Below are 21,988 nucleotides of genomic sequence, written 5' to 3'. Positions count from 1 at the left end.
GGCTGACAAGGCGTTATCCGGCGACTACGGTCAGTCCGCATGAGGCTACTGCTCGCTGTGCTGATGATGGTCGTCCTCGCCCCGGTCGCGTCCGCCGCGCCTGCCACTCCCACGGTCCGCTGCGAGTTCACCCCGACGCCCGAGAACCCGGCGGCGCGCCCCGTCCAGCCGCCCAGGGCCGTGGTGCCCGCCCGCGGCACCGTGAAGGTCACCATCGTGACTAACTACGGCGTGGTGATCGCGAACCTCGACCGCGCCAACGCCCCGTGCGGCGTGGAGAACTTCGCCCACCTGGCGCGGAGCTGGTTCTACACGCTGACGCAGTGCTGGCGGCTGACGGACACCTCGCGCCTGGGCGTGCTGCAGTGCGGTGACATCTACCGCGCCGAGGAGGGCGGGCCCGGCTACAAGTTCGCCGACGAGGTGACCGGCAAGGAGACGTACCCGCGCGGCACCATCGCGTACGGGAACCAGGGGCCGGGCACGAACGGCAGCGAGTTCTTCATCGTGCACTCGTTCGCCAACATCCAGCCCGTGTACACCGTGATGGGTCACGTCACGTACGGCATGGACACGCTCGACCGGATCGTGAAGGCCGGGATCGTGCCGCAGCCGGACGGGTTGCTGGACGGCGCGCCGAAGAAGCCTGTCCGGATTCTGCAAGTACTCGCCCACTAGTTGCCCGTTTTCGAAGTGGTCGCCGTTTTGTTGAAACGGCGACCACTTCCGCGCAATTGACAGGTCTCAGAAAGGCGAAAATTCGGCCAGCGATCTCGATCACAGGCCCTACCTGCATGAATTCACCCGTTAGCACCATTGTTAATTAAGGTGGATTTGAGGGTTCGTGTGATCCCGCTCGCCACCGTGAATAGATTTCTCTCCTTCTGTGCTTACCTCGGTGAAGCAATTGGAGGAGGCACAGGAAGTGTTACCCGAGTTCGAGCCGGCTCGACTCGACGACGTCGACGACCTGCTCAGGCTCTACCGGCGGGCGCACGGCGCGAACTACCCCATCGCGATGGGCACCGACCCCGCCGTCATGGCCGCCGAGATCGAGTCCGCGCACACCACGTGGCTGGTGTGGCGGCAGGACGGCGAGGTCCGGGCCTCGATCACCGGGCACGTCGAGAGCACCGACCGGCTCGGCAAGATCGCCGGGCTCGTCGTGGACCCGGACGCGCAGGGCGGCGGCATCGCGCACCACGCGGTCGGGCAGATCACCGAACGGATGCTCGCGAGCGGCGACGTCGACTCGGTCTACGGCACCGCCCGCACGGTCCACCTCGCGCCGCAGCGGGTGTGCCTGCGCAACGGTTTCCACCCGCTCGGGCTCGTCCCGAACCTGTTCAAACACGCCCGGCGCGAGACGATGACGTTGCTCGCCCGGCACCGCGACGGCGTCCTCGAACGCCGCGCCGAAGTGCACAAGGTCCCGAAGAGCCTCGAAAAGCTCGTCACCGCGACACATGCGGCGCTCGGACTGCCGACGCTGCCGGAGTTCGTCGAGGACAACGGCTTCAGCGAGAACAGGACGTCCCGGCTCGAGGTCATCGAGGCGCCGCAGTTCGTGCAGCGGCACTTCGAGCGCACGATCAACGACCCGGCGCGGCGGTTCTACCCGCTGCACAGGCCGAACGTGCTGCTGGCCGACGAGCAAGGCGAGTACCAGATCTACGGCCACCTCAACCGCCACGACGGCTACTGCACGATCTTCGGCGCCACGCCGAGCCCGCAGGCGTTGCTGCCGCACCTCGGCGGCGTGATCGACGCCCTCGCCGGGCTGGGCGCGCCGCACGTCGAGACGCTGGTGCCGTTGCACGAGTTCGACGAGCTGAGCGCGTTGCTGGCGTTCGGTTTCCTGCCCGTGGCGCTGTACCCGGCGATGCGCGGCGACGGCGAGGTCTTCCACGACTACGTCGTCATGGTGCACACGCCGCAGCCGCCCGACTTCCGCGGCCTGCTGATCGACGAGGCGTTCCGGCCGTTCACCGAGCAGTACGTCGAGCTGTGGACGCAGAAGTTCCTCAACACCAACGGAGTGTTTCGCGCATGAACGCGCACTTAGGTCCGGCAAAGGTGCCGGATTCGTCCTTGAACGCCGTCCAGGCGCTGTGCGACATCGCTGCCCCTTACGACCACAGCGACGACGACCTGTTCCTCGAAGCGATGAACGAGTCGAACCGGTGGCACGCCGAACGCAACGAGTTCTTCCGCAGCCTGTGGAACGGCAAGCCGCTGCACGACATCACCGAGCAGCCGTTCGTGCACGCCAACTTCTTCAAGATGCACGAGGTGCTGTCCGTGCCGCGCGGCCAGGTCGTCGTGCACGCCACGTCGTCCGGCACGACCGGGCAGAAGTCGCAGATGTTCTGGGACGCCTGGACGTTGCGCGCGGGCCAGCGGATGGTCGCGCGCATCTACGACCACAACGGATTCATCACCGAGGCCCCGACGAACTACCTGATCAACCTCAACCAGCCCACGCCGTCGGTCAAGCTCGGCAGCTCGTTCACCGGGCAGTTCATGACCGACTTCGCGCCGGTCGAGTCCGTCGAGTACGGGCTCGCGCACACCGGCGCCGGGCACGAGTTCGACGCGTTCGGCAGCATCCACGCGTTGCAACGGTTCGCGGACGACGGCAAGCCCGTGCGGATCTTCGGGTTCCCCGCGTTCCTCAGCTTCACGATCGACCGCATGCGCGCCATGGGCGTGGAACCGTTGCGGCTCGACGAGAACTCGATGGTCTGGTTCGGCGGCGGCTGGAAGGGCGACGCCGACAAGCAGATCTCCAAGGCCGACCTGCGCGCGAAGGTCGTGGAGATGCTCGGCATCCCCGACGAACGCATCCGCGACAGCTACGGCTCCGTGGAGCACTCGGTGCCGTACGTCGAGTGCGCGCGCCACAACCTGCACGTGCCGACGTGGTCACGTGCGATCGTCCGGGACGTCCGGACGCTGGAACCGTTGCCGCACGGCCAGTCCGGCTACGTCCAGTTCATGTCGCCCTACATCACCTCCGCGCCCGCGCAGAGCGTGCTGATGGGCGACCTGGCCGCACTGCACGCACCTGAGGAGTGCGGTTGCGGCAACGAGACCCCGTGGTTCGAGATCCTCGGCCGCGCCGGCGTCTCCCGCAACCGGTCCTGCGCGATCGCGGCCGCAGAACTCCTGAAGGGCAAGGCATGAGGCACCTCTGGCAAGGTTCGTGGATCGACGACGAGGCCGCGTCCGTGCGGCTCGACACCCTGGACGACCTCACCCAGCAGGTGATCACCGGGCCGCGGCTGAACCCGCTCGTCGTGCTCGCGGCCGCCGAGCAGCTGGACCTGGAACGGCACCGGCCGTCGCTCGTCGAGTGGGGTCTGGCCGAGGCGGAGATCGACGAGACGCTGGACGCGTTGCGGCACGCCCTGAGCAGGCCCTCGCTCGAACGCAAGCTCCAGCGCGAGCTCGGCGCGCTCGACCCCGCGCGGATGGTCAGGTTCGACTTCCGCACGCCCACCTACGAGGCATGGGTCCCGCTCGGCCTGCTCGCCCACGTGACGGCGGGCAACGCCCCGGCCGCGGGTGTGCTGAGCGCCGTCGAGGGCCTGCTCTCCGGCAACCTCAACGTGCTGAAGGTCGCCTCCGACGACTCCGGGTTCACGGCCTCCGTCCTCGCGTCGCTGGCCGAGCTCGACCAGACCGGCCAGATCGCCGCACGGCTCGTCGTGCTGCACTTCCCGTCGTCGCGCACCGACTGGACCGCGCGGATGCTCGGCGCGGCCGACGCCGTCGCGGTGTGGGGCGGCGAGGAGGCGATCGCGGGCGTCCGGGAGCTGGTCCGGCCGGGCACGCGGGTGATCGACTGGGGCCCGAAGCTGTCGTTCGCCTACCTGACGGCCGACCTCTGGTCCGATGTGGACACTCTGCACGCGCTGGCCGCGGACGTCTGCCAGCTGGAGCAGCAGGCGTGCTCCAGCCCGCAGGTGATCTACCTCGACACCGAGGACTCCTCGCAGGTCTTCGCGTTCGCCGAGCGGTTCGCGTCGGTGCTGGAGCTGACCGGGCCGCCGACCCGCGAGCCGTCGCAGGCCGAGTGGGCGGAGATCACGAACACGGTCGTCGTGACGCAGCTCGAAGAGCACCTCGGGTTCACCAAGGTGCACGCCGGTGCGCACTGGCGGGTGCTGGCGGACGTGCGGTTCGCGCCGCGCACCTCGCCTCTGTTCCGGACGGTGTGGGTGAAGCCGTTGCCGCGCAAGCAGATCACCTCGGTGCTGCGGCCGATGCGGCAGTACCTGCAGACCGTCGGGCTCGCGGCGGACAGGCCGGACACCGCCGCGCTGGCGCGGGCGTTCGCGTCGGTCGGCGTGCAGCGGATCACCACGCCCGGTTCGATGCTCGGCGGCTACAGCGGCGAACCGCACGACGGCGTGTACGCGTTGCAGCGCTACAGCAACCGGGTGTCGGTGCAGCTCGACGACAGGTTCGCGTTCGACGCCTCGCTCGACGAGCTGGCCGAGTCCCGGCAACTGCCGGTTCCCGGGGTTCCGGTGACGGCGAAAGCGGACTTCGAGACGTTGCAGGACCGCCCTGCCGACGTCTACTTCCGCAGCGGCGGCAGCTCGGGCGCGCCGAAGCTCTCCGCGTACACCTGGGCCGACTGGGACGAGCAGATGTGGGTGGGCTCCGAGGCGTTGCTCGCCACCGGGCTCGACCCGCGCACCGACCGGATCATGAACCTGTTCTTCAACGGGCACATGTACGCGAGCTTCGTCAGCTTCTTCTCCGCGCTGGAACGCATGAACGCCGTGCAGTTCCCGATGGGCGGCGAGTGGGGTCAGCTGGACGCGATCGCGCGGGCCATCGTGGACAACCGCGTCGACACGCTGCTCACCGCCCCCTCGTTCGTGCAACGGCTCTTCGCCGAGCACGGTGAACTGCTGAAGGAGTACGGCGGCATCCGCAAGATCTTCTACGCGGGTGAGCACTTCGGCGCGCAGGCCATCGCCCGGCTGCGGGACGAGTTCGGCGTGGCGGTGATCCGGTCCGCGGCGTACGCGACGGTCGACGCGGGACCGATCGGGTACCAGTGCCTGGCGTCGACGGGCAAGGTGCACCACGTGCTCACCGGCCTGCACACGCTGGAGATCCTCGACGACGACGATCGCCCGGCGTCGACCGGCCGGCTCGTGGTCACCACGCACACCCGGCGTGGCCAGCGGCTGGAGCGGTACGAGATCGGCGACCTGGGCCGCTGGGTGCCCGGCGACTGCCCGTGCGATCGCCAGACCCCGCGGTTCGAGCTGCTCGGACGCACCGGTGACGTCTTCCGCACGGCCGCGCAGACGTTGAACTACCGGCGGTTCCTCACGATCCTGGAGGACGAGTTCGGCTACTCCGGGGCGTTGCAGGTCGAACTGAGCGACGGCGCGTCCCGCGACGAGCTGGTGGTGCGGCTGGAACGCGGCCGCGCACCCGAGCCCGCCGCCACCGAGCTCGTGCTGCTGTCGAAGTACGCCGAGGTCGCAGAGGCCGTGGAGCAGGACGAGCTGTTGTCCGTGCGAGTGGAGAACGTTCCACTGGCGGACTTCCTGCGGACGCGCAGCAGCGGCAAGCTGATCGCCGTGGTCGACGAGCGCAGGAGCGCGTGATGTCCGTACTCGACCTCGTCTGCTACGCGCGCACGCACTCGCCGTTCTACAAGGAGCTCTACGACGGTTACGACTCGTCGACGCCGTTGGCCGAGCTCCCGGTGATCGACCAGGCCGCGTTCTGGGCCGCGAACACCGTGCGGCACAACCAGGTGCTGACCGGTCCGCACACCGACGGCCTGATCTTCAAGACCGGCGGCACGACGCGAGCCCCGCGCGTTTCCTTCTACACCAACGCGGAGTGGGACACGATGTGTCACACGTACGCGGAAACCCTTCCCGCGGCGGGACTCCGGCACGGTGACCGGATCGCGAACCTGTTCGCGGCCGGCGAGCTGTACTCCAGCTTCATCTTCGCGCTGAACTCGTTGCAGCGCTCCCCGATCGACCTCGTGCAGCTGCCGGTCACGGGCAGCGCGCCGGTCGAGTTCACGTTGTCGACGATGCAGGACTTCGACGCCTCGGTCGTCGCGGGTTTCCCGACCACGCTGGCCCGCCTGGCCGCGCACGTCGTCTCCACGGTCGGTTCGCTGCCGTCGGTGCGGCTGGTGTTGTTCAGCGGAGAGGCCCTGTACGACGACCAGCGCGCGTTGTTGGCCGCGGCGTTTCCCGCGGCCGAGTTCCGGTCGTTCGTCTACGGCAGCGTGGACGGCGGGATCATCGGCACGGCGGTGCTGGGTTCGGACGACCCGCGGGTGTTCCGGGCGTTCGTCGACAGCTCAGTGCTGGAGATAGTCGACGTCGACACGGGCCGGCCGATCACCACGCCCGGTGTGGCGGGCCGGTTGCTGCAGACCGACCTGACCCGCCGGTTGCAGCCGATGATCCGGTACCCGGTGGGCGACCTGGCGGCGTGGGTGGACGTCGAGGACGGCATCTTCCGGCTGCTCGGACGTGCCGACGAGGGCGCGCGGATCGGTCCGGTGACGTTGCACCTCGACCACCTGCGGGACGCCGTCGACCGCGCCGGGGTGGTGCACAACGGCGTGCAGGTCGTGATCCGGCGGGTGGACTCGCGGGACCAGCTGGTGCTGCGGATCGCCTCGGCCGAGCAGGACCCTTCGCGGGTGCGGGACGAGGTCGACGTGATCAGCCCGCGGTTCGCGATGCAGGCCGGGCGTGGTGTGGTGGCGCCGCTCGCGGTGGAGTGGGTTGCTGCGCTGGAGGTGAATCCCCGCACAGGCAAGACCGTCCGGCTCCTCGACGAGCGTGCCGTCTAGTTAGTGTGGCCGGGTGCGAAAGATCCTGGTCATCGGTATCGGCGCGGGCAACCCCGACCACCTGACGGTGCAGGCCGTCAAGGCGTTGCAGACGGTCGACGTGTACTTCGTGCTCGACAAGGGATCGGTGAAGCAGGAGCTCGTGGATCTGCGCGCGTCGATCCTGGCCGAGCACGTGACGCGGCCGTACCGCTGGGTCGAGGGCCGGGACCCGGATCGCGACCGCACCCCCGCCGACTACAAGGCGACCATTGACGCGTGGCGCCGTGACCGTGCCGACGTCGTCCAGGGCCTGCTCGCGGAGCTGGGTCAGGACGAGGTCGGCGCGTTCCTGGTGTGGGGCGACCCGTCGCTCTACGACTCCACGCTGGCGATCCTCGACGACCTGCTGGCGCGCGGGGAGTCGTTCTCGGTGGAGGTGATTCCAGGGGTGACGTCGGTCGCGGCTTTGACCGCAGGCCACCGGGTGTCGCTGAACCAGGTCGGGAAGCCCGTGCAGATCACCACGGGGCGCCGGCTCGCCGCCGGGTGGCCGTCCGATGTGGACGACGTGGCCGTGATGCTGGACGCCCAGTACTCGTTCGAGGGTGTGGACCCCGACACGTGGATCTACTGGGGCGCGTACCTCGGGATGCCCGACGAGATCCTGGTGTCGGGACGGGTCGGGGACGTGGCGGCGGAGATCCGCGCCGTGCGGTCGGAGGCCCGCGAGCGCAAGGGCTGGATCATGGACACCTACCTGCTGCGCCGCCCTTGATCGTTTGGCCTGGTCACCTGGCCGTGATCAGGCGGTGGACCGCGCGTTCGACGAGCTCGCGCGTCGCGTTCGGGGTGCTGAACGCCAGGATCGACATGTGCACGACCAGGTTGAGCAGGTCCTCCGCGTCGAACGCCGACGAGATCCAGCCCTCGGCCTGGGCCTGGGCGATGGACGCGACCTTGAAGTGGTGCGCCTGGACCTCCGCCTCCGGCAGCGTGTCGAAGCCGTTCTCCAGCCGGTGGTACGCGGCGAGCCGGAGGATCTGCGGCTGCTCCCGGTAGCAGTCGAACAGCCTGCCCGCGTAACCCGGCAGGTCGTCAGGGGTGATCGGGACCGACTCGATCATGCGGTCGATCTGGATCTTCAGCAGCTCGTCGAAGAGGCCCTCCTTGCTGCCGAAGTAGGCGTAGATCATCGCCTTGTTGCAGCCGGCCTTGGCGGCGACGCGGTCGACGCGCGCGCCGGCGATGCCGTACTCGGAGAACTCGTCCAGCGCGGCGTCCAGCAGCTTGGCCTTGGTCGCTTCCTTGTCCCTCACCACGCCCTCCATTCTAACCAACCGGTTGGTCCTGGCAACTAACCGGTTAGTTGACAGGCCGCCGCGGACGTGGTTGCCTGGTTCTAGCAACCAACCGGTTGGTTAACAGCGGGAGGAACGGGTCATGAAGGTCGCACTGGTCACGGGCGCTTCGTCGGGCATCGGCGAGTCCACGGCGGTTGAGCTGCACAAAGCCGGCTACACGGTCTACGCGGCGGCGCGCCGGGTGCAGCGCATGGAGGGCCTCGCGGCGCAGGGCATCAAGGTGCTGGAGATGGACGTGACCGACGACGAGTCGATGGTCGCGGGCGTCAAGCAGGTCATCGCGGAGTCCGGGCGCATCGACGTGCTCGTGAACAACGCCGGCTACGGGTCGTACGGCGCGTTCGAGGACGTGCCGCTGTCGGAGGGCAAGTACCAGTTCGAGGTGAACGTGTTCGGGCTCGCACGGCTGGTGCAGCTCGTTGTGCCGCACATGCGCGCACAGCGCAGCGGTCGGATCGTGAACGTGTCGTCGATCGGCGGCAAGATCTACGAACCGCTCGGCGGCTGGTACCACTCGACGAAGTTCGCGGTCGAGGGGCTGAGCGACTCGTTGCGGCTGGAGCTCAAGCCGTTCGGGATCGACGTCGTGGTGATCCAGCCCGGCGCGATCAAGACGGAGTGGGGCGGGATCGCCGTCGACAACCTGCGCAAGCGGTCCGGCGAGGGCGCGTACAAGGAGCAGGTGCGGCAGCTGTCGGCGTTCTTCGGTCAGGTCGAGCGCGGTTCGGAACCCAAGGTGATCGCGGACGTGATCGTGAAGGCGGCTCGGGCGCGGCGGCCTCGCACGAGGTACGCGGCGGGGTTCGGCGCGGGCCCGATCCTGTTCGCGCGCCGGGTGCTGCCGGACCGCGGGTTCGACGCGTTGTTCCTCGGGGCCATGCGCCGCGCGGGGCGTGTCTGACCAGGTACCTTCGGTTCAGCACCACCGAGGGGAGTCGTGTGCACGAGGGGCTGTCGCGTGAGGCCGAGCAGCTGTACCTGGCGATGCTGCGAGGTGCCGCGAGCGAGCCAGGGGCGGCGCAGGACGAGCTGAAGCGGCTGGGACTGGTCAGGGACGACGAGGTGCGGCCGCCGCGGTCCGCGCTGGCCGCCATCGCGTCGAGTCACGAGGCCGCGGCCGTCCGGGCGCGCGAGACCGCGGAGGTGCTCGCCGCCGCGTACGCCTCGCACGGGGCGAAGGAGGTCGACTTCGTCGAGGTGCTCAAGGACGCGGACGAGGTGATCAGCGCGTTCGAGGAGATGCAGAGCCAGGCGAAGACGGAGATCCGGGCGCTGGATCCGGGTTCGTACCTGAGCCCGCAGCCGGAGGCGAGTCCCGCACAGCCTCCGGCGCTGGCCCGCGGGGTCGGGTACCGGGTGGTCTACGAGTCGGCGTTGCTGCAGACCGAGCGCGGGTTCGCGTCGGTGCAGGAGAGCATCTCGGCGGGCGAGCAGGCGCGGACGTTCCCAGGGGTGCCGTTGAAGCTGGTGATCGCCGACTCGGACAGGGCGTTGATCGCGGTTCCGACCGTGACGGGCGGGAACGTCGTAGCACTTCTCATTCACCCGTCCGTGCTACTGAGCGCGTTGAGTGAGTTGTTCGAGGCGTTCTGGCGGATGGCGGTGTCGATCACGCCTGGGGGTCACGAGGACACCCAGCAGGAGCCGACCACCGCCACCCGCCGACTGATGGCGCTGCTCAGCGCGGGTCTGACCGATGAGTCGATCGCCCGCGAACTGGGTGTCAGCGAGCGGACGGTGCATCGCCGGGTGAGCCGGTTGCAGCAGTTGCTGGGGGCGCAGACCCGGTTCCAGCTCGGCGTCCAGGCGTCACGGCGAGGTTGGCTTTAGTCACTCCTCGTGTTTGGTTGCTCGATCGTGGTCACTCTGCGAACACGATCGGTGACGGTTTCCTGCCATGGCGACTTTCTGCCATCACCCAGGAGTGTTAAACGCGGCGTTTTCCCTTTCTCCTCTGTTGCAAGCACGGCTCCATCGGGCCGTGCGGGGGCAGAAGGGGATCCACCGTGAGGAAGTACTTCAGAGGCGGCATCGCCGCGGTGACGGGGGCGTTGATCGCGTCGAGCCTCGTGCTCACCCCGGCCGCGACCGCCGCCGCCAAGCAGGACCCGGACACGGCCGCGCTCGCGGGTGCGCTCGCCAAGCAGAAGGTGACCTGGGAGGAGTGCACCTTCCCCGGCGTCGACCCGGCCACAGTGGACAAGTTCAAGACCGTCAAGGGCCTCGCCTGCGCGACCGTCCAGGTCCCGCGCGACTGGCACAACCCGGCCGACGGCAACACGATCGGCATCCGCGTCTCCAAGACCGAGACCGCCTACAAGGGCACCAGCCGTCAGGGCATCGCGCTCGTGAACCCCGGTGGCCCCGGCGGTTCCGGCCTGCCGTGGGGCGCGGCGATGGCCCTGCGCACCCCGGTCCTCGCGGGACAGTACGACTTCATCGGGTTCGACCCGCGCGGCGTCGGCCTCTCCACGCCGCTCACCTGCAGCTACACCGTGCCGAACAGCACCGACGTCAACGTGCTGAACAAGGCCAAGGTCGACGGCTGCCTCGAGAACCCGCTCACGCAGTTCATCACCACCGAGCAGACCACGTACGACATGGACTTCATCCGTGTCCTGCTCGGCGAGAAGAAGATGAGCTACATCGGCTACTCGTACGGCACGTGGCTCGGCACCTGGTACGCCTCGACGTTCGCGTCGAAGGTCCACCGCATGCTGCTCGACTCGGCCGTCGACGCCTCGCAGTCGACCCTCGAGAACACCTGGGACCTGCAGCCGCGCACCCGCGACCGCCAGTTCCAGGAAGCGCTGCTGCCGTTCATGGCCCGCAGCGCCGACAAGTACGGCCAGGGCACCGACCCGATGGAGATCCGCCGCAAGTGGGAGAAGGGCGGCGGCACCCGTGAGTTCGTCGGCCAGCTCTTCGTCGCGTGGTTCGTGATCCCGGCGATGTACGACACCTCGCAGTACCACGTGGCCGCCTCGGCCGTCGCCTCCGTGATCGACGCGACCAACCCGGCCGCTTCCGATTCGGAGAAGGTCGAGCAGATCGTCGCCAAGATGCTGACCGTTCCGGGTACTTCGGACGAGAACAAGGCGTTCATCGCGAAGGCCAAGACCAACGCCCTCAACGCCATCGCCAAGAAGGAGCGCGTGGCCGTCAAGTCGACGACCGCCGCCGCCGAGGTCGAGACCTGGGACGCCACCTTCGAGGCGATCCGCTGCCAGGACGGCCAGTGGAACCAGAACCTGCACTACTGGAACTACTGGCTCGCGGACCTGACCGTGAACGCGCCGTTCATCGCGCCGTTCATGAGCACCCCGCTCTGCGCCTACTGGCCGGCCAAGACCTCGATGCCGAAGCCGGACAAGAAGACGTTCCCGCGCCTCCTCGTCGCCCAGGCCGAGCTCGACGCCGCCACCGCCTACGAGGGCGGCCTCGCCACGGCCAAGGCCCTGCCGAACGCCAAGATGATCAGCGTCGACAACGAGGGCTCGCACGGCCTGTTCCCGTACAACACGGACTGCGTCGACGACCCGATCGTCTTCTACTTCCAGACCGGCGCCACCCCGCGCAAGCAGTTCACCGGCTGCCAGGCCGTGCCGCTGCCCAACGAGGACAAGACCTACGACGTCGGCGGCAAGCTGACCAACGGCAAGGTGCAGATCAAGATGATCACGCCGGCCGTGAAGCAGGCCAACAAGATCGTGAAGGACCTGCTCAGCGGGTCGTCCACGGCGGCGGCCGACGAGTCGGGCATGCCGGCCAACCTGTAACACCCCTTGAGGCTGCGGCCCCGGCGCGCGTTGCGCGCCGGGGCCGTTTCCATGTCTGGTGGGGAAGCCGTTGGTGGGCAACGGGTTGGGGTGCGCCGGCTGGTTGCGGGGGTCGGGGCGGGGTGGTTGGCCGGGCGAGGTGGTTGGCCGGGCGGGGTGGCAGGCGGGCAGCAGGCAGGCGGGGCGGCCAAGTCCGCGAGCAGCCTGCCGCACACCGGCGGCCAAGCAGGGCGATTACCACCCGGCGGGCTGGCGCGACGGGTCCGCTGGTGCTGCGTCGGCAGGCTGACGCAAGGGTCCCCTCGGATGCAGGATCCCCCGCGACCCAACGTACTCAGAGGGTCTGACACTCCCAGACCACACGACAACTGCCGGACCCCTTGACCTCCGGACCCGTTGACCCCCGGAACCCCTTGACCCCGGACTCCCGGACTCCCGGACTCCCGGACTCCCGGACTCCCGGACTCCCGGACTCCCGGACTCCCGGACTCCCGGACTCCCGGACTCCCGGACGAAACCTAGCGCTGCCACCACTTCTTGCGGATCACGTCCACGATCACGCACGTGATGTTGTCCGGCCCGCCGTTGCCGTTGGCCAGCGCGATCAGCTGCCACGCCGCCTCGGTCCCGTCCTCGGTGGACAGCAGGACCTCGTGCACGTCCTCCAGGTCCGTGTAGTCGGTGAGGCCGTCGCTGCACAGCAGGTACCGGTCGTCCACCTTGGCCTGGTGCCAGGACAGGTCGGGGTCGTGCGAGTTGCCGGACTGCAAGGCCCGCAGCACATACGCACGCCGCGGGTGCACCAACGCCTCCTCCGGCGTCATGCGGCCGGCGTCCACCAGGGCCTGGACCATGGTGTGGTCGTGGGAGAGCTGGCGGAGTTCGCCTTCGCGCAGGACGTAGGCGCGGGAGTCGCCGATGTGGGCCAGTTGGAAGGCGAGGCCCTCCCAGCGGATGGCGGTCAGGGTCGTGCCGGCGCCGTTCGGGGTTTCGGCGTCCAGGCGGCGGGCTATCTCTGCTACCGCTGGGCCCAGGTCGCCCTGCCAGTCGGCCAGGACGTTGACCGCGAGCGCGCTTGCCACTTCGCCGTGTTCGTGGCCGCCCATGCCGTCCGCCACCGCCTGCAGGTCCGGGCGGACGTAGACCGAGTCCTCGTTGTGCTCTCGGACGAGCCCCGGATCGGTGGCCACGGCGATGCGCAGCTCGTGTGTCATGTTTCTAGTAGAGCAGTTGTGAAGTGAGTTCACAAGCAATACGGTTGTGAACATGGATGAGACGGTCAGCGCCGGGGACATCGCGCGGCTCGCCGAGGTGGGGCGGGCGGCCGTGTCCAACTGGCGGCGGCGGTTCGAGGACTTTCCCTCGCCGGTCGGCGGGACGGCGTCCAGTCCGTTGTACCTGCTGCGGGACGTCGAGGTGTGGCTCAGGCGCAACGGGAAGTCGTTCCGGGTGTCGCCGGCGGAGAGGTTGTGGACGCAGCTGCGGACGCACGACGACCTCCGTCTCGGTGAGGCACTGGCCAACACGGAAACGGACGACACGACGTTCGAGTTCCTGCACGAGCGTTACCTCGAAGCGCACTCACGGCTGCTCAACCCCACACCGCCAGAAGTCATCGAAGCACTGATCACCACCACCGACGGCCACACGGTGATCGACCCCGCGTGCGGCACGGGCAGCCTGCTCAAGGCGTCGAAGGCCAAGAACAAGATCGGCCAGGAGATCGACCCCGTCTCGGCGGTCATCGCCAGGAGAAGGATGCCGGCGGCGCAGATCTTCACCGGCGACTCGCTGCGCCACAACGGGATCCACGAGAAGGCCGACGCGGTCATCTGCGATCCGCCGTGGCACGACCGGACCTGGGGCCACGAGGAACTCGTCGGCGACACCAGGTGGACCTACGGCCTGCCGCCGCGAGGCGAACCCGAATTGGCCTGGCTCCAACACTGCCTCTCCCTCACCAAACCCGGCGGACTGGTAGCGGTACTCCTCCCGTCAGCCGCAGCGACCAGGCGACCGGGCAAGAGGATCCGCGGCAACCTGCTGAGGGCAGGCGCCATCCGAGCCGTCGTCACGGTCACGCCGGGAAGAGACCTCTGGCTGCTCAGGAACCCGATCGGCCGCGCCCCCGAACAGATCGCCCTGCTCCAGTCACCGGGCCCGCTCGACCCCAACACCAGGGTCATCGACCTGCTCGACGACGACGTGGACCTGAGCCCGGCCCGGCGCACCGGCACGGACGCGTCCGAGTACACCCAAGCGGTCTTCGAAGCCCCGACCTTGCCCGAGCTCCAAGAAGTAGCCCCACCGATGACCACCATCGGCGAGCTGGTCCGCAAGGCACCCGGCAGCCACCCGGTCGCATCGCCGACAGGCGCCGTCTACGAGATCAACCCGCGCAAGATCGACCCGGACTTCCTCGAAGGCGTCCTCAAGGCCGCGTTCGCCAGAACCCCCACGGGCTCGACCAGGCTCGACGTCAGGAGAACTCAGGTCCCGTCGCTGCCGATCGACGAGCAACGCAGGTACGGACAGGCCTTCAAGCAGCTCAAAGAGGCGGAGGAGAAGCTCAGGGACGCGGCCGAGCTGATCAGGATCGGGTACGCGGGCCTGCTGCAGGGCCAGATCGGCCCGCGGTGACGGTTAGGCTTCACCGGTGCTGATCGCCGACCGCTACGAGATCGACGACCTGCCGCTGGGGCGGGGCGGCATGGGTGCCGTGCACGAGGGACGGGACCTCAGGCTCGATCGGCGCATCGCGGTCAAGCTGCTCAGGCTGCCCGGCAGCGACGACGAGGTGGCGCACCGGTTCGCGCGCGAGGCCAGGATCGTCGCCGGCCTGGAGCACCCGGGAGTGCCCGTCCTGTACGACTTCGGCACGCACGAGCAGCGCCTCTTCCAGGTCATGCAGTTCGTCGACGGCGTCACGGTCGCGGACCTCGTCGGCGAGTTCGGCCCTCTCCCGCAGGCCTGGGCCGCGAACATCGCCGCGCAGGCAGCCGCAGTCCTCACCACGGCGCACGACCGCGGCATCTGCCACCGCGATCTCAAGCCCACCAACCTGATGCTGTGCCCGGACGGCGCGGTGAAGGTCCTGGACTTCGGCCTCGCGCTGCTCAAGGAGAGCGACGTCGCCCCGTTCAGCCGCGCCGGGCAGATCCTCGGCACGCCGAGCTACATGGCCCCTGAGCAGATCCAGCGCGGCACCGCCGAACCGAGGAGCGACCTGTACGCCCTCGGCTGCGTGCTGCACGAAATGCTGACGGGCGAACAACTCTTCACCGGCCCCACGGCCTACGCGGTGTTCGACAAGCACGTCAAAGAGGCACCGCCGCAGGTACCAGGGCCGCTCAACGCGACGCTGCAAAGCCTGCTGGCCAAGGAACCCGACGGACGCCCCGACACGGCGCTCGACGTTTTCGAAGCCCTCCAACAGTTCGCGCAGAACCCGCCGCCGCTGCCCGGCTTCGTCCGCCAGGACTCGACGGCGATGTACGCGAGCGTGCAGGTCAGGCCGGGATTCGGTTCACCTCGTGATCACCGGTCGCCCACAGGTGCTGCACCGCGTACGCCCGCCACGGCCGCCACGCCTCCGCACGCCTGACCAGCGCCGCGGGCGTCGACGGCAGCCCCAGGGCCTCGGCGGCCAGCCGGATGCCGAGATCCGTCGGCAGGAACGCGTCGGGATCCCCCAAAGAGCGCATCAGGATCGACTCAACGGTCCACGGCCCGAACCCCGGCAACGACGAAAGCCATTCCCGCGCAACGACTCGGTCAGCCGACGGCGAAAGGTCCAAACCGGACTCCAGCGCCCCCAGCAACGCCGCCATCGTCCTCCGCCGCGACTCCGGCATCGCCAGCTCGGCAACGTCGAACGACAGCGGGAACAGGAACAAGTCGCCCACCGGCGTCCCATGAGCCGCAACGAGCCGTGCGGCGTGCGTGCGCGCTGCCTTCGTGGACACCTGCTGCCCCAGAACGGCCCGCACGGCGAACTCCGCCCCGTCCACCGTGCGCGGCACACGACGTCCAGGAGCAGCCGCCACCAACGGCGCCAAAAGCGGATCGGCCGACAACGCCTCATCGACCGCGAATGGATCCACGTCGAGGTCGAGAAGGAACCGGCAAAGGTCTAGAGCACTTGCCGAATCGCGAGAATCCGACAGTTCCAGCCGGCACGCCACGTGGTCGGGGAACGGTTGCAAAGCCGCGATGCCGAATCCGCAAGGAAGTCGCAAGGTTCGCCGGTAGACACCGTCCCGCCACTCCTCCACGCCGGGCACGGCGGTGGCGATGAGGTGGCCGAACAGGTTGTCGGGGCACAGAGGTGCCTGAAAGTGCAGGCGTTCCGAGAACGTGGCCGGCGGCATGTGACCAAGCATGACGCCATTCCAACCGAGACGCTGGCGGGAAAGCGACATCATTCTGGACGGGGCCAACCGGGTGACCTGCTACTCGGCGCGAAAATCCGTGGCTAGGCTGACCGTCGCGCCGTTGCAGGAGTTGTCGGATTTCAGCAGGGAAGGGCGGCGTCGCGTGCGATGAGAGCGGCCTGGACGCGGTTGTCGCACCGAAGTTTCGTCAGCAGTCGGCTGACGTGGGCTTTGATAGCCCCCTCCGAGAGGTACATGAGCCTTGCGATGCGTGCGTTCGCCATGCCTTGCGCCAAGTACACGAGCACTTCCTGCTCCCGCCGGGTGAGCAGGCCGATGCGGCTGCGCGCGGCGTCCCGCCGTTCCGAGTCGGCGCCGGTGAAGTGGTCGATCAGCGCACGGGTCGCGGACGGCGAGAGCATCGCCTCTCCCGCGGCGACGGCACGCACGGCCTTCACGAGAGCGTCCGGTTCGCCGTTCTTGAACAGGAATCCCGCCGCGCCCGCGCGCAACGCCGGGAACAACATCTCTTCGGTCTGCGGGGTGCACAGCATGATCACCTGGGTGCCCGGCACGTGCCTGCGCACCATCCGCACCGCCGCGAGGCCTTCCATGCCGGGCATGGACGCGTCCATCAGCAGCACCTGCGGACGTTGCCGCCGCGCGAGCTCCAACGCCCCGCCGCCGTCGCCCGCCTCGCCGACCACCGCGACGTTGCCGCTGCGCTCCAGCACACCGCGGACACCCGTGCGGATCAGCACCTCGTCATCGGCGATGCCGACGGTGATCGTGCGCGGTTTGTCCACGAGCTGCAGCCCTGCGCTCGCCCACGAGGTGCTCGTCGTCAACGTCATGCGCACTCCCTGTCAGACCGGACCAGCTTCCAGTTTGTTCCCGAACGAGGAAGCCGGGAAGGGATGCATAACGAGCAGGTTGCGAACCGTCTCACGCGCACGGAGGCGTAACGGGTTGCACACCTCGGGCCACCGCCCACGAACAGCGCAAACGCCGGAGCGAGACAGGAACCTCCTGCCGTTACGGCTTGCGGAGAGGGACTCATGACCAGCACCGGACGTTGCGCTCTGTGCGACGGCGCGCTGCCTCCCGCCACCTCCGAGCAACGCAGGTCCTACTGCTCCAACGCATGCCGCCAACGGGCCTATCGCCGCCGTGCGACCGTTACGGCACCAACGCCCGCTACCAGGCAAAACCTGCGTGTGCTGTCCAACCTGCCTGCTGCGCGCGACACGTTCGTGGGCCGCCAGCAGGAGCTGTCGAAGCTCGACCAGCTGTTGCGCAGGCATCGTCTCGTTACGCTCGTGGGCAGTGCGGGTGCGGGCAAGACGAGACTCGCGCTGGAGGCCGCCGGACGGCTGCGGCGCGGCCGCACGGACCGCGTCCTGCTCGTCGAACTGGGCGAGATCACCACGTCCCGAGACGTCGTACCGGCCCTCGCCGATGCGCTCGGAGTGGCCGCCGAGACCGACGAACCGTTGCGCGACACCGTGCTCGAGACGCTGGTGAACATGAGGGTCGTCGTGGTGCTCGACAACTGCGAGCACCTCCTCGACACCTGCGCCGAGCTCACCGACGTGCTGCTGAACCGCTGCCCCGGCGTCCGGGTGCTCGCGACGTCGCGCGAGGCGTTGTGGATCACCGGCGAGGTCAGCTTCCCCGTCGAAGGGCTGCCCGTGCCGTCGACGGACCGCGACCTGGTCACTACTGCTGCACCACGCTCTGAGGCCGTGAAGCTGTTCGTGGACCGTGCGCGCGAACGCAAGCCCGACTTCCGTCTGTCCGTGGACAACACAGCTGCTGTAGCGCTGCTGTGCGCGCGTTTGGAAGGCATGCCGCTCGCGATCGAACTGGCGGCGCGCTGGGTGCGGTTGCTCCCGGTCGCGGACATCTGCGACCGCATGGACGAACCGCTGGAGCTGCTGACCCTGGGCTGCCGCAAGTCGCCGCGGCAGAGCTCGTTGCGGGAGGCCATCGACTGGAGCTACCAGCTGTTGCAGCCGGACGAGCAGTTCGCGTTGCGTCGGCTCTCCGTGTTCGACGGCGGTTTCGACCTGGCCGCGGCCACCGAGGTCTGCTCGTCGGAACGGTCCGCGGAACCGGTGCTGGACGTGCTGTCGCGGTTGCAGGCGAAGTCGCTGGTGACGGCCGTGCCCGGCACGACCCGGTTCCGGCAGCTGGAGACCATCCGGTTGCACGCCAAGGAGAAGCTGCTCGCGGCGGGCGAGCTGGACGTCGCCTACGAGGCGCTGGCCCGCTGGTTCACCGACCTGTCGGACGTGCTGGTCACCGCGCCGCTGTCGATGTCCGCGGACGTGCAGCACAAGCTCGACAACCACGTCGACAGCCTGCTCGGCACGGTCGAGTGGGCGGCGGATCGCGCCGACGAGCGGTTGCTGCTGCTGACTTCCGCGCTGGCCGACTGCGCCGCGCGGCGAGGACGGCTCGGGCAGGCCCGCGTGATGCTGCGGGACGCGTTGCGCCGACCGTCCACAAGGGACGACTACCGCTGCGTGGCGCTGAACCACGCCGCCCGGTTCGCGGCCGAGCAGGGTGACCACGACGAGGCCGCCGAACTGTCCGCCGAGGTGTCGCGGCTGGTCGGGACCATCGGGCAGCCGGCGCTGGTGATGAGCAGTCGCAGCACGCTGGCGGCCGTGCAGCAGTCGTCCGGCGAGTGGGAGGCGTCGGACAAGAACAACACCGAGTGCCTAAGGGTCGCCGAGTTGCTGGGTGAGCCACTTGCCCGTGCGACGGCGTTGGTCGATTTGGCACGCACGGCCTTGTCGCTGGGAAAGCACGAACGCGCCGAAGAGAACGTCATGTCGGCGTTGCCCATCTCGCGCGCGTCGGGCGTCCCCGCGCGCATTGCATCTGCTTTGAACACACGGGGCGCCGTCGCGTTGGTGCAGGGCGACCTCGATGAGGCCACCCACGCGTTCCAGGAAGCACTGCGCATGGACGGCATCAACCCGTTGACCGCCCCAGACGCTCTTGAGGGATTGGCCGTGGTCGCGTTGACGCGCGGTCAAGCAGAGCGCGCGCTACGGCTAGAAGCCACCGGACGCGCCATGCGCCGTTCCGTCGGTGTCGTGCCGAACCCGTTCTGGGCAGAGAAGGTCAACGGAGCCATGCGCACCGCACGGCTGATGCTGCCCGTTGCGCGCGCAGAAGCTGCATCAACGCCGTTGAGCGCTGCGGAAACCGAGGCGTTCATCCAGGACGAGGTGTGGCTGGACCGCACCGAGGCCGCGTTCGACTCGCTCGACGACCACGAACGCCGCGTGATCGCGTTGCTGGCCACCGGCCTGACGAACCAGCAGATAGCCAACCGCCTCAACGTGTCCGTGCGGACCGTGGCCTCCCGGCTGCACCGGCTGCGCGACAAGCTGGGCCTGAGCAGCCGGGAGGACATCGCCGCGTGGGGAGCGGAACGCGCTATCGGCTGAGCGCGTAAACGTTTACCCACAGTTGACAGATTTCCTTCGCCGCGATTTTCGCGTCCACGGCCTGAAGTGCGGCCAGCTTCAGCACTTCGGCGTTGCGGGCGGTCGTGGCGTTGGGAATCGCGAGCACCGTCATCCCGGCCGCGTGCGCCGACCGGATCCCGGACGCCGAGTCCTCGACCGCCAGGCAGTTCACGGGGTCGAGCCCGAGCTTGCGCGCGGCCAGCAGGTACGGGTCGGGCGCCGGCTTGCCGCGCGTCACGTCGTCGCCGGTCACGATGGCCTCGACGTGCCTGCGCAGCCCGGACGCCGAAGCCGCCGCCCGCACGTACCTGCGCGGCGACGCCGACACGAGCCCGACCGGCCCCAGCTCAGCGGCCTGCGCCACCAGCTCCGCGGCGCCGGGCAGCAGCCCGAACTCGCCGCGTGCGATGGCGTCCACCATGCCGTCGACGCACTCGGACACCGCACGTTCCGCGCTCAGATCCCCGCACCGCTCGGCGAGGTAGGCACCCCAGATCGACGTCCCCTGGATCGCGGCCCAGTCGGCGGCGGTCCACCGGTAGCCGTGGCGGGCGGCGACGGCACCGATCACCCGCTGCCAGGTGGGGCCGCTGTCGACCAGCGTGTCGTCGAGGTCGAAAACGGTCGCGAGCAACGTCATCGCGCCACCACACCCTCCTGCGCGAAGGCCGCGATCTGCTCGATGGACACCAGCTTCAACCAGTGCTGTTCGGCGAACTTCCGCAGCTGCGCCACCCGCGCCATGCTCCCGTCCTCGTTGCACATCTCGCTGATCACGGCCACGGGCCGGAGGTGCGCCAACCGCATGAGCTCAACGGCCGCCTCCGTGTGCCCGCGCCGCACGGCAAGACCACCCTCACGCGCGCGCAACGGAAACACGTGCCCAGGACGCCGCACGCTTCGATGAGTGCTCGCCGGATCGGCCAGAACCTGAAGCGTGTGGGCCCGGTCGGCCGCGGAGATACCCGACTCGATGCCCGCGGACGCGTCCACCGACACCGTGAACGCCGTGCCTTCGGGATCTTCGTTGTCCTGGACCATGAGCGGCAGCTTGAGGCGGTCCGCCACCTCCGCGGCCATCGGCGCGCAGACCAGCCCACTCGTGTGCCGCACGTAGAACGCCAACGCGTGCGGGGTGGCGTGTTCGGCGGCCATGACCAGGTCGCCTTCGTTCTCGCGGTCCTCGTCGTCGACCACGATCACCGGGCGTCCGGCACGCAGGTCGGCGAGAGCGGATTCGACCGTGTGGTCACGTCTTGCCTGTTCAGGAACGGTGAAGTGCACGCCCCTCATCGTTGGCAACGGGCGTGGGGGACGCTCGGCGGACTAGCCGGGTTGACCCGATGGTGCGAACTTGCCGAGCCGCGCCGGGGGCGGGTCGCGAGACGAGCGCCGGAGCGCGAGGGAGGGGTGGCGAGGGCCGAAAATTGTCAGTGCTGGCTGGGGAGGCTTCCTCGTCCAGGGCCTTGCGTTCGAGGGCCTTGAGGATGTCCTCGCAGTCCCGGATCGAGTCCTTGCGCTCGACGACGAGGATGGAGTTCTCGGCTTCCAGGAAGACCACGGGCTCGTGCCGGTCGAACCGCATCACGTCCGCGCCGCCCACCCGCGACAACAGCACCTGCTCGTGGACGTAGAAGGTGCAGTCGAGCCGTTGCCGGAAGACCTGCTGCATCGCCAGGCGGCCGGTGACGCGGTCTTCGATCTCCTCATGTGGCAGGTTGACCGTCTCCAGACAGACGGCGCGCAGGTAGTCGGGGAGTTGGAGGAGGCCCGGCAGCACGAGGGGCTGCCACACGACGAACTCCTTGGCCTTCCACAGGTGCTCGAGGAAGGTCCGCATCCGGAACGACTGCTGGTCGGCGAAGTGCTGCCACCAGATCTTCTGGCCTGTGTCGTCGTGGATGCTCATCAGGTGGTCGCGCTCTTCTGGAACGATGCGGCAGAAGCTGAGCAAGATCGCCAGATCGACCTCTGTACAGCCGCCCTTGCCGTTCATGAGGTCGGACAGCTTGCCTGGGTCCCAGTCGATCTTCTCGCAGATCTCGCGCGCGGACATGCCCGTGCTCGCGACCGCCGCCCGTATCGCGTCGCCGAACTCGCGGCCGCGTGCCGTGGAGAAACGCTTTGGCATGGAACGAAGCTAGGGCCGACC

Annotated in this window: 19 protein-coding genes; 12 read left to right on the top strand and 7 right to left on the bottom strand. The window is 68.7% G+C overall.

Features of this window, described 5'->3' with window-relative positions:
* Nucleotides 1–39 precede the first annotated feature (39 nt).
* The 6 genes from ACQEU1_RS32425 to cobF all read left to right on the top strand — a co-directional run bounded on the left by ACQEU1_RS32425 (nt 40) and on the right by cobF (nt 7,613).
* A complete protein-coding gene (locus ACQEU1_RS32425; RefSeq protein WP_433209926.1) occupies nt 40–678 on the top strand; it encodes a peptidylprolyl isomerase in 639 nt (212 codons plus the stop codon).
* Between the two features lie 220 nt (nt 679–898).
* A complete protein-coding gene (locus tag ACQEU1_RS32420) occupies nt 899–2,053 on the top strand; it encodes a GNAT family N-acetyltransferase (protein ID WP_433209924.1) in 1,155 nt (384 codons plus the stop codon).
* Between the two features lie 38 nt (nt 2,054–2,091).
* A complete protein-coding gene (locus ACQEU1_RS32415; RefSeq protein WP_433209922.1) occupies nt 2,092–3,186 on the top strand; it encodes a hypothetical protein in 1,095 nt (364 codons plus the stop codon).
* Complete coding sequence (locus ACQEU1_RS32410) at nt 3,183–5,636, top strand: acyl-CoA reductase (protein ID WP_433209920.1); 2,454 nt, start codon at nt 3,183–3,185, stop codon at nt 5,634–5,636. Before ACQEU1_RS32415 ends, ACQEU1_RS32410 begins: the two co-directional genes overlap by 4 nt.
* A complete protein-coding gene (locus ACQEU1_RS32405; RefSeq protein ID WP_433209918.1) occupies nt 5,636–6,856 on the top strand; it encodes a phenylacetate--CoA ligase family protein in 1,221 nt (406 codons plus the stop codon). Before ACQEU1_RS32410 ends, ACQEU1_RS32405 begins: the two co-directional genes overlap by 1 nt.
* A 13-nt stretch (nt 6,857–6,869) precedes the next feature.
* On the top strand, nt 6,870–7,613 hold the full coding sequence (cobF, locus tag ACQEU1_RS32400) for a precorrin-6A synthase (deacetylating) (protein WP_433209916.1): 744 nt from the start codon (nt 6,870–6,872) through the stop codon (nt 7,611–7,613).
* Between the two features lie 13 nt (nt 7,614–7,626).
* Here the strand turns inward: cobF and ACQEU1_RS32395 are convergent, their stop codons facing one another.
* Nucleotides 7,627–8,154, bottom strand: coding sequence for a TetR family transcriptional regulator (locus ACQEU1_RS32395; RefSeq protein ID WP_433209914.1), 528 nt, complete (start codon nt 8,152–8,154; stop codon nt 7,627–7,629).
* A gap of 124 nt (nt 8,155–8,278) precedes the next feature.
* On the opposite strand from ACQEU1_RS32395, the gene ACQEU1_RS32390 reads away from it, so the two are divergent.
* The 3 genes from ACQEU1_RS32390 (at nt 8,279) to ACQEU1_RS32380 (ending at nt 11,978) form a co-directional block, all read left to right on the top strand.
* Complete coding sequence (locus ACQEU1_RS32390) at nt 8,279–9,100, top strand: oxidoreductase (protein WP_433209912.1); 822 nt, start codon at nt 8,279–8,281, stop codon at nt 9,098–9,100.
* Nucleotides 9,101–9,138: 38 nt separating this feature from the next.
* The gene (locus ACQEU1_RS32385) at nt 9,139–10,029 is read left to right on the top strand and encodes a helix-turn-helix transcriptional regulator (protein ID WP_433209910.1); all 891 of its coding nucleotides are present in this window, start codon (nt 9,139–9,141) and stop codon (nt 10,027–10,029) included.
* Between the two features lie 176 nt (nt 10,030–10,205).
* Nucleotides 10,206–11,978 (top strand): alpha/beta hydrolase, encoded by a 1,773-nt coding sequence (locus ACQEU1_RS32380; RefSeq protein ID WP_433209908.1) that lies wholly within the window; start codon nt 10,206–10,208, stop codon nt 11,976–11,978.
* Nucleotides 11,979–12,496: 518 nt separating this feature from the next.
* On the opposite strand, the gene ACQEU1_RS32375 is transcribed toward ACQEU1_RS32380, so the two are convergent.
* Entirely contained in the window at nt 12,497–13,192 is a 696-nt protein-coding gene (locus tag ACQEU1_RS32375) for a PP2C family protein-serine/threonine phosphatase (protein WP_433209906.1), read from the bottom strand.
* Between the two features lie 52 nt (nt 13,193–13,244).
* Here ACQEU1_RS32375 and ACQEU1_RS32370 point away from each other — a divergent pair, with 52 nt between their 5' ends.
* Together ACQEU1_RS32370 and ACQEU1_RS32365 are read left to right on the top strand one after the other, a co-directional pair.
* Nucleotides 13,245–14,618 carry an N-6 DNA methylase gene (locus tag ACQEU1_RS32370; RefSeq protein ID WP_433209904.1) on the top strand — a complete coding sequence of 458 codons (1,374 nt, stop codon included), beginning with the start codon at nt 13,245–13,247 and terminating at the stop codon, nt 14,616–14,618.
* A gap of 16 nt (nt 14,619–14,634) precedes the next feature.
* Nucleotides 14,635–15,582 carry a serine/threonine-protein kinase gene (locus ACQEU1_RS32365; RefSeq protein ID WP_433209902.1) on the top strand — a complete coding sequence of 316 codons (948 nt, stop codon included), beginning with the start codon at nt 14,635–14,637 and terminating at the stop codon, nt 15,580–15,582.
* Here the strand turns inward: ACQEU1_RS32365 and ACQEU1_RS32360 are convergent.
* A complete protein-coding gene (locus ACQEU1_RS32360; protein ID WP_433209900.1) occupies nt 15,488–16,348 on the bottom strand; it encodes a DNA-3-methyladenine glycosylase family protein in 861 nt (286 codons plus the stop codon). The two genes, ACQEU1_RS32365 and ACQEU1_RS32360, sit on opposite strands and share 95 nt — an antisense overlap.
* A 143-nt stretch (nt 16,349–16,491) precedes the next feature.
* Nucleotides 16,492–17,205, bottom strand: coding sequence for a response regulator (locus ACQEU1_RS32355; protein WP_433209898.1), 714 nt, complete (start codon nt 17,203–17,205; stop codon nt 16,492–16,494).
* Between the two features lie 363 nt (nt 17,206–17,568).
* Between ACQEU1_RS32355 and ACQEU1_RS32350 the strand changes: the two genes are divergently transcribed.
* Nucleotides 17,569–19,815: an ATP-binding protein gene (locus tag ACQEU1_RS32350; RefSeq protein ID WP_433209896.1), complete on the top strand. Its 2,247-nt coding sequence runs from the start codon at nt 17,569–17,571 to the stop codon at nt 19,813–19,815.
* On the opposite strand, the gene ACQEU1_RS32345 is transcribed toward ACQEU1_RS32350, so the two are convergent.
* Genes ACQEU1_RS32345 through ACQEU1_RS32335 form a run of 3 tightly spaced genes read right to left on the bottom strand, consistent with a single transcriptional unit; the run spans nt 19,805 to nt 21,967 of the window.
* Nucleotides 19,805–20,476, bottom strand: a complete 672-nt coding sequence (locus ACQEU1_RS32345; protein ID WP_433209894.1) for an HAD family hydrolase — start codon at nt 20,474–20,476, stop codon at nt 19,805–19,807. The two genes, ACQEU1_RS32350 and ACQEU1_RS32345, sit on opposite strands and share 11 nt — an antisense overlap.
* A complete protein-coding gene (gene ribB, locus ACQEU1_RS32340; protein ID WP_433209892.1) occupies nt 20,473–21,120 on the bottom strand; it encodes a 3,4-dihydroxy-2-butanone-4-phosphate synthase in 648 nt (215 codons plus the stop codon). Before ribB ends, ACQEU1_RS32345 begins: the two co-directional genes overlap by 4 nt.
* Complete coding sequence (locus ACQEU1_RS32335) at nt 21,101–21,967, bottom strand: Scr1 family TA system antitoxin-like transcriptional regulator (RefSeq protein ID WP_433209890.1); 867 nt, start codon at nt 21,965–21,967, stop codon at nt 21,101–21,103. Before ACQEU1_RS32335 ends, ribB begins: the two co-directional genes overlap by 20 nt.
* Nucleotides 21,968–21,988: the final 21 nt, after the last annotated feature.

The organism is Lentzea sp. CA-135723, assembly GCF_050936595.1.
Lineage (GTDB): Bacteria > Actinomycetota > Actinomycetes > Mycobacteriales > Pseudonocardiaceae > Lentzea.
This window is presented reverse-complemented; position numbering and strand designations above follow the sequence as displayed.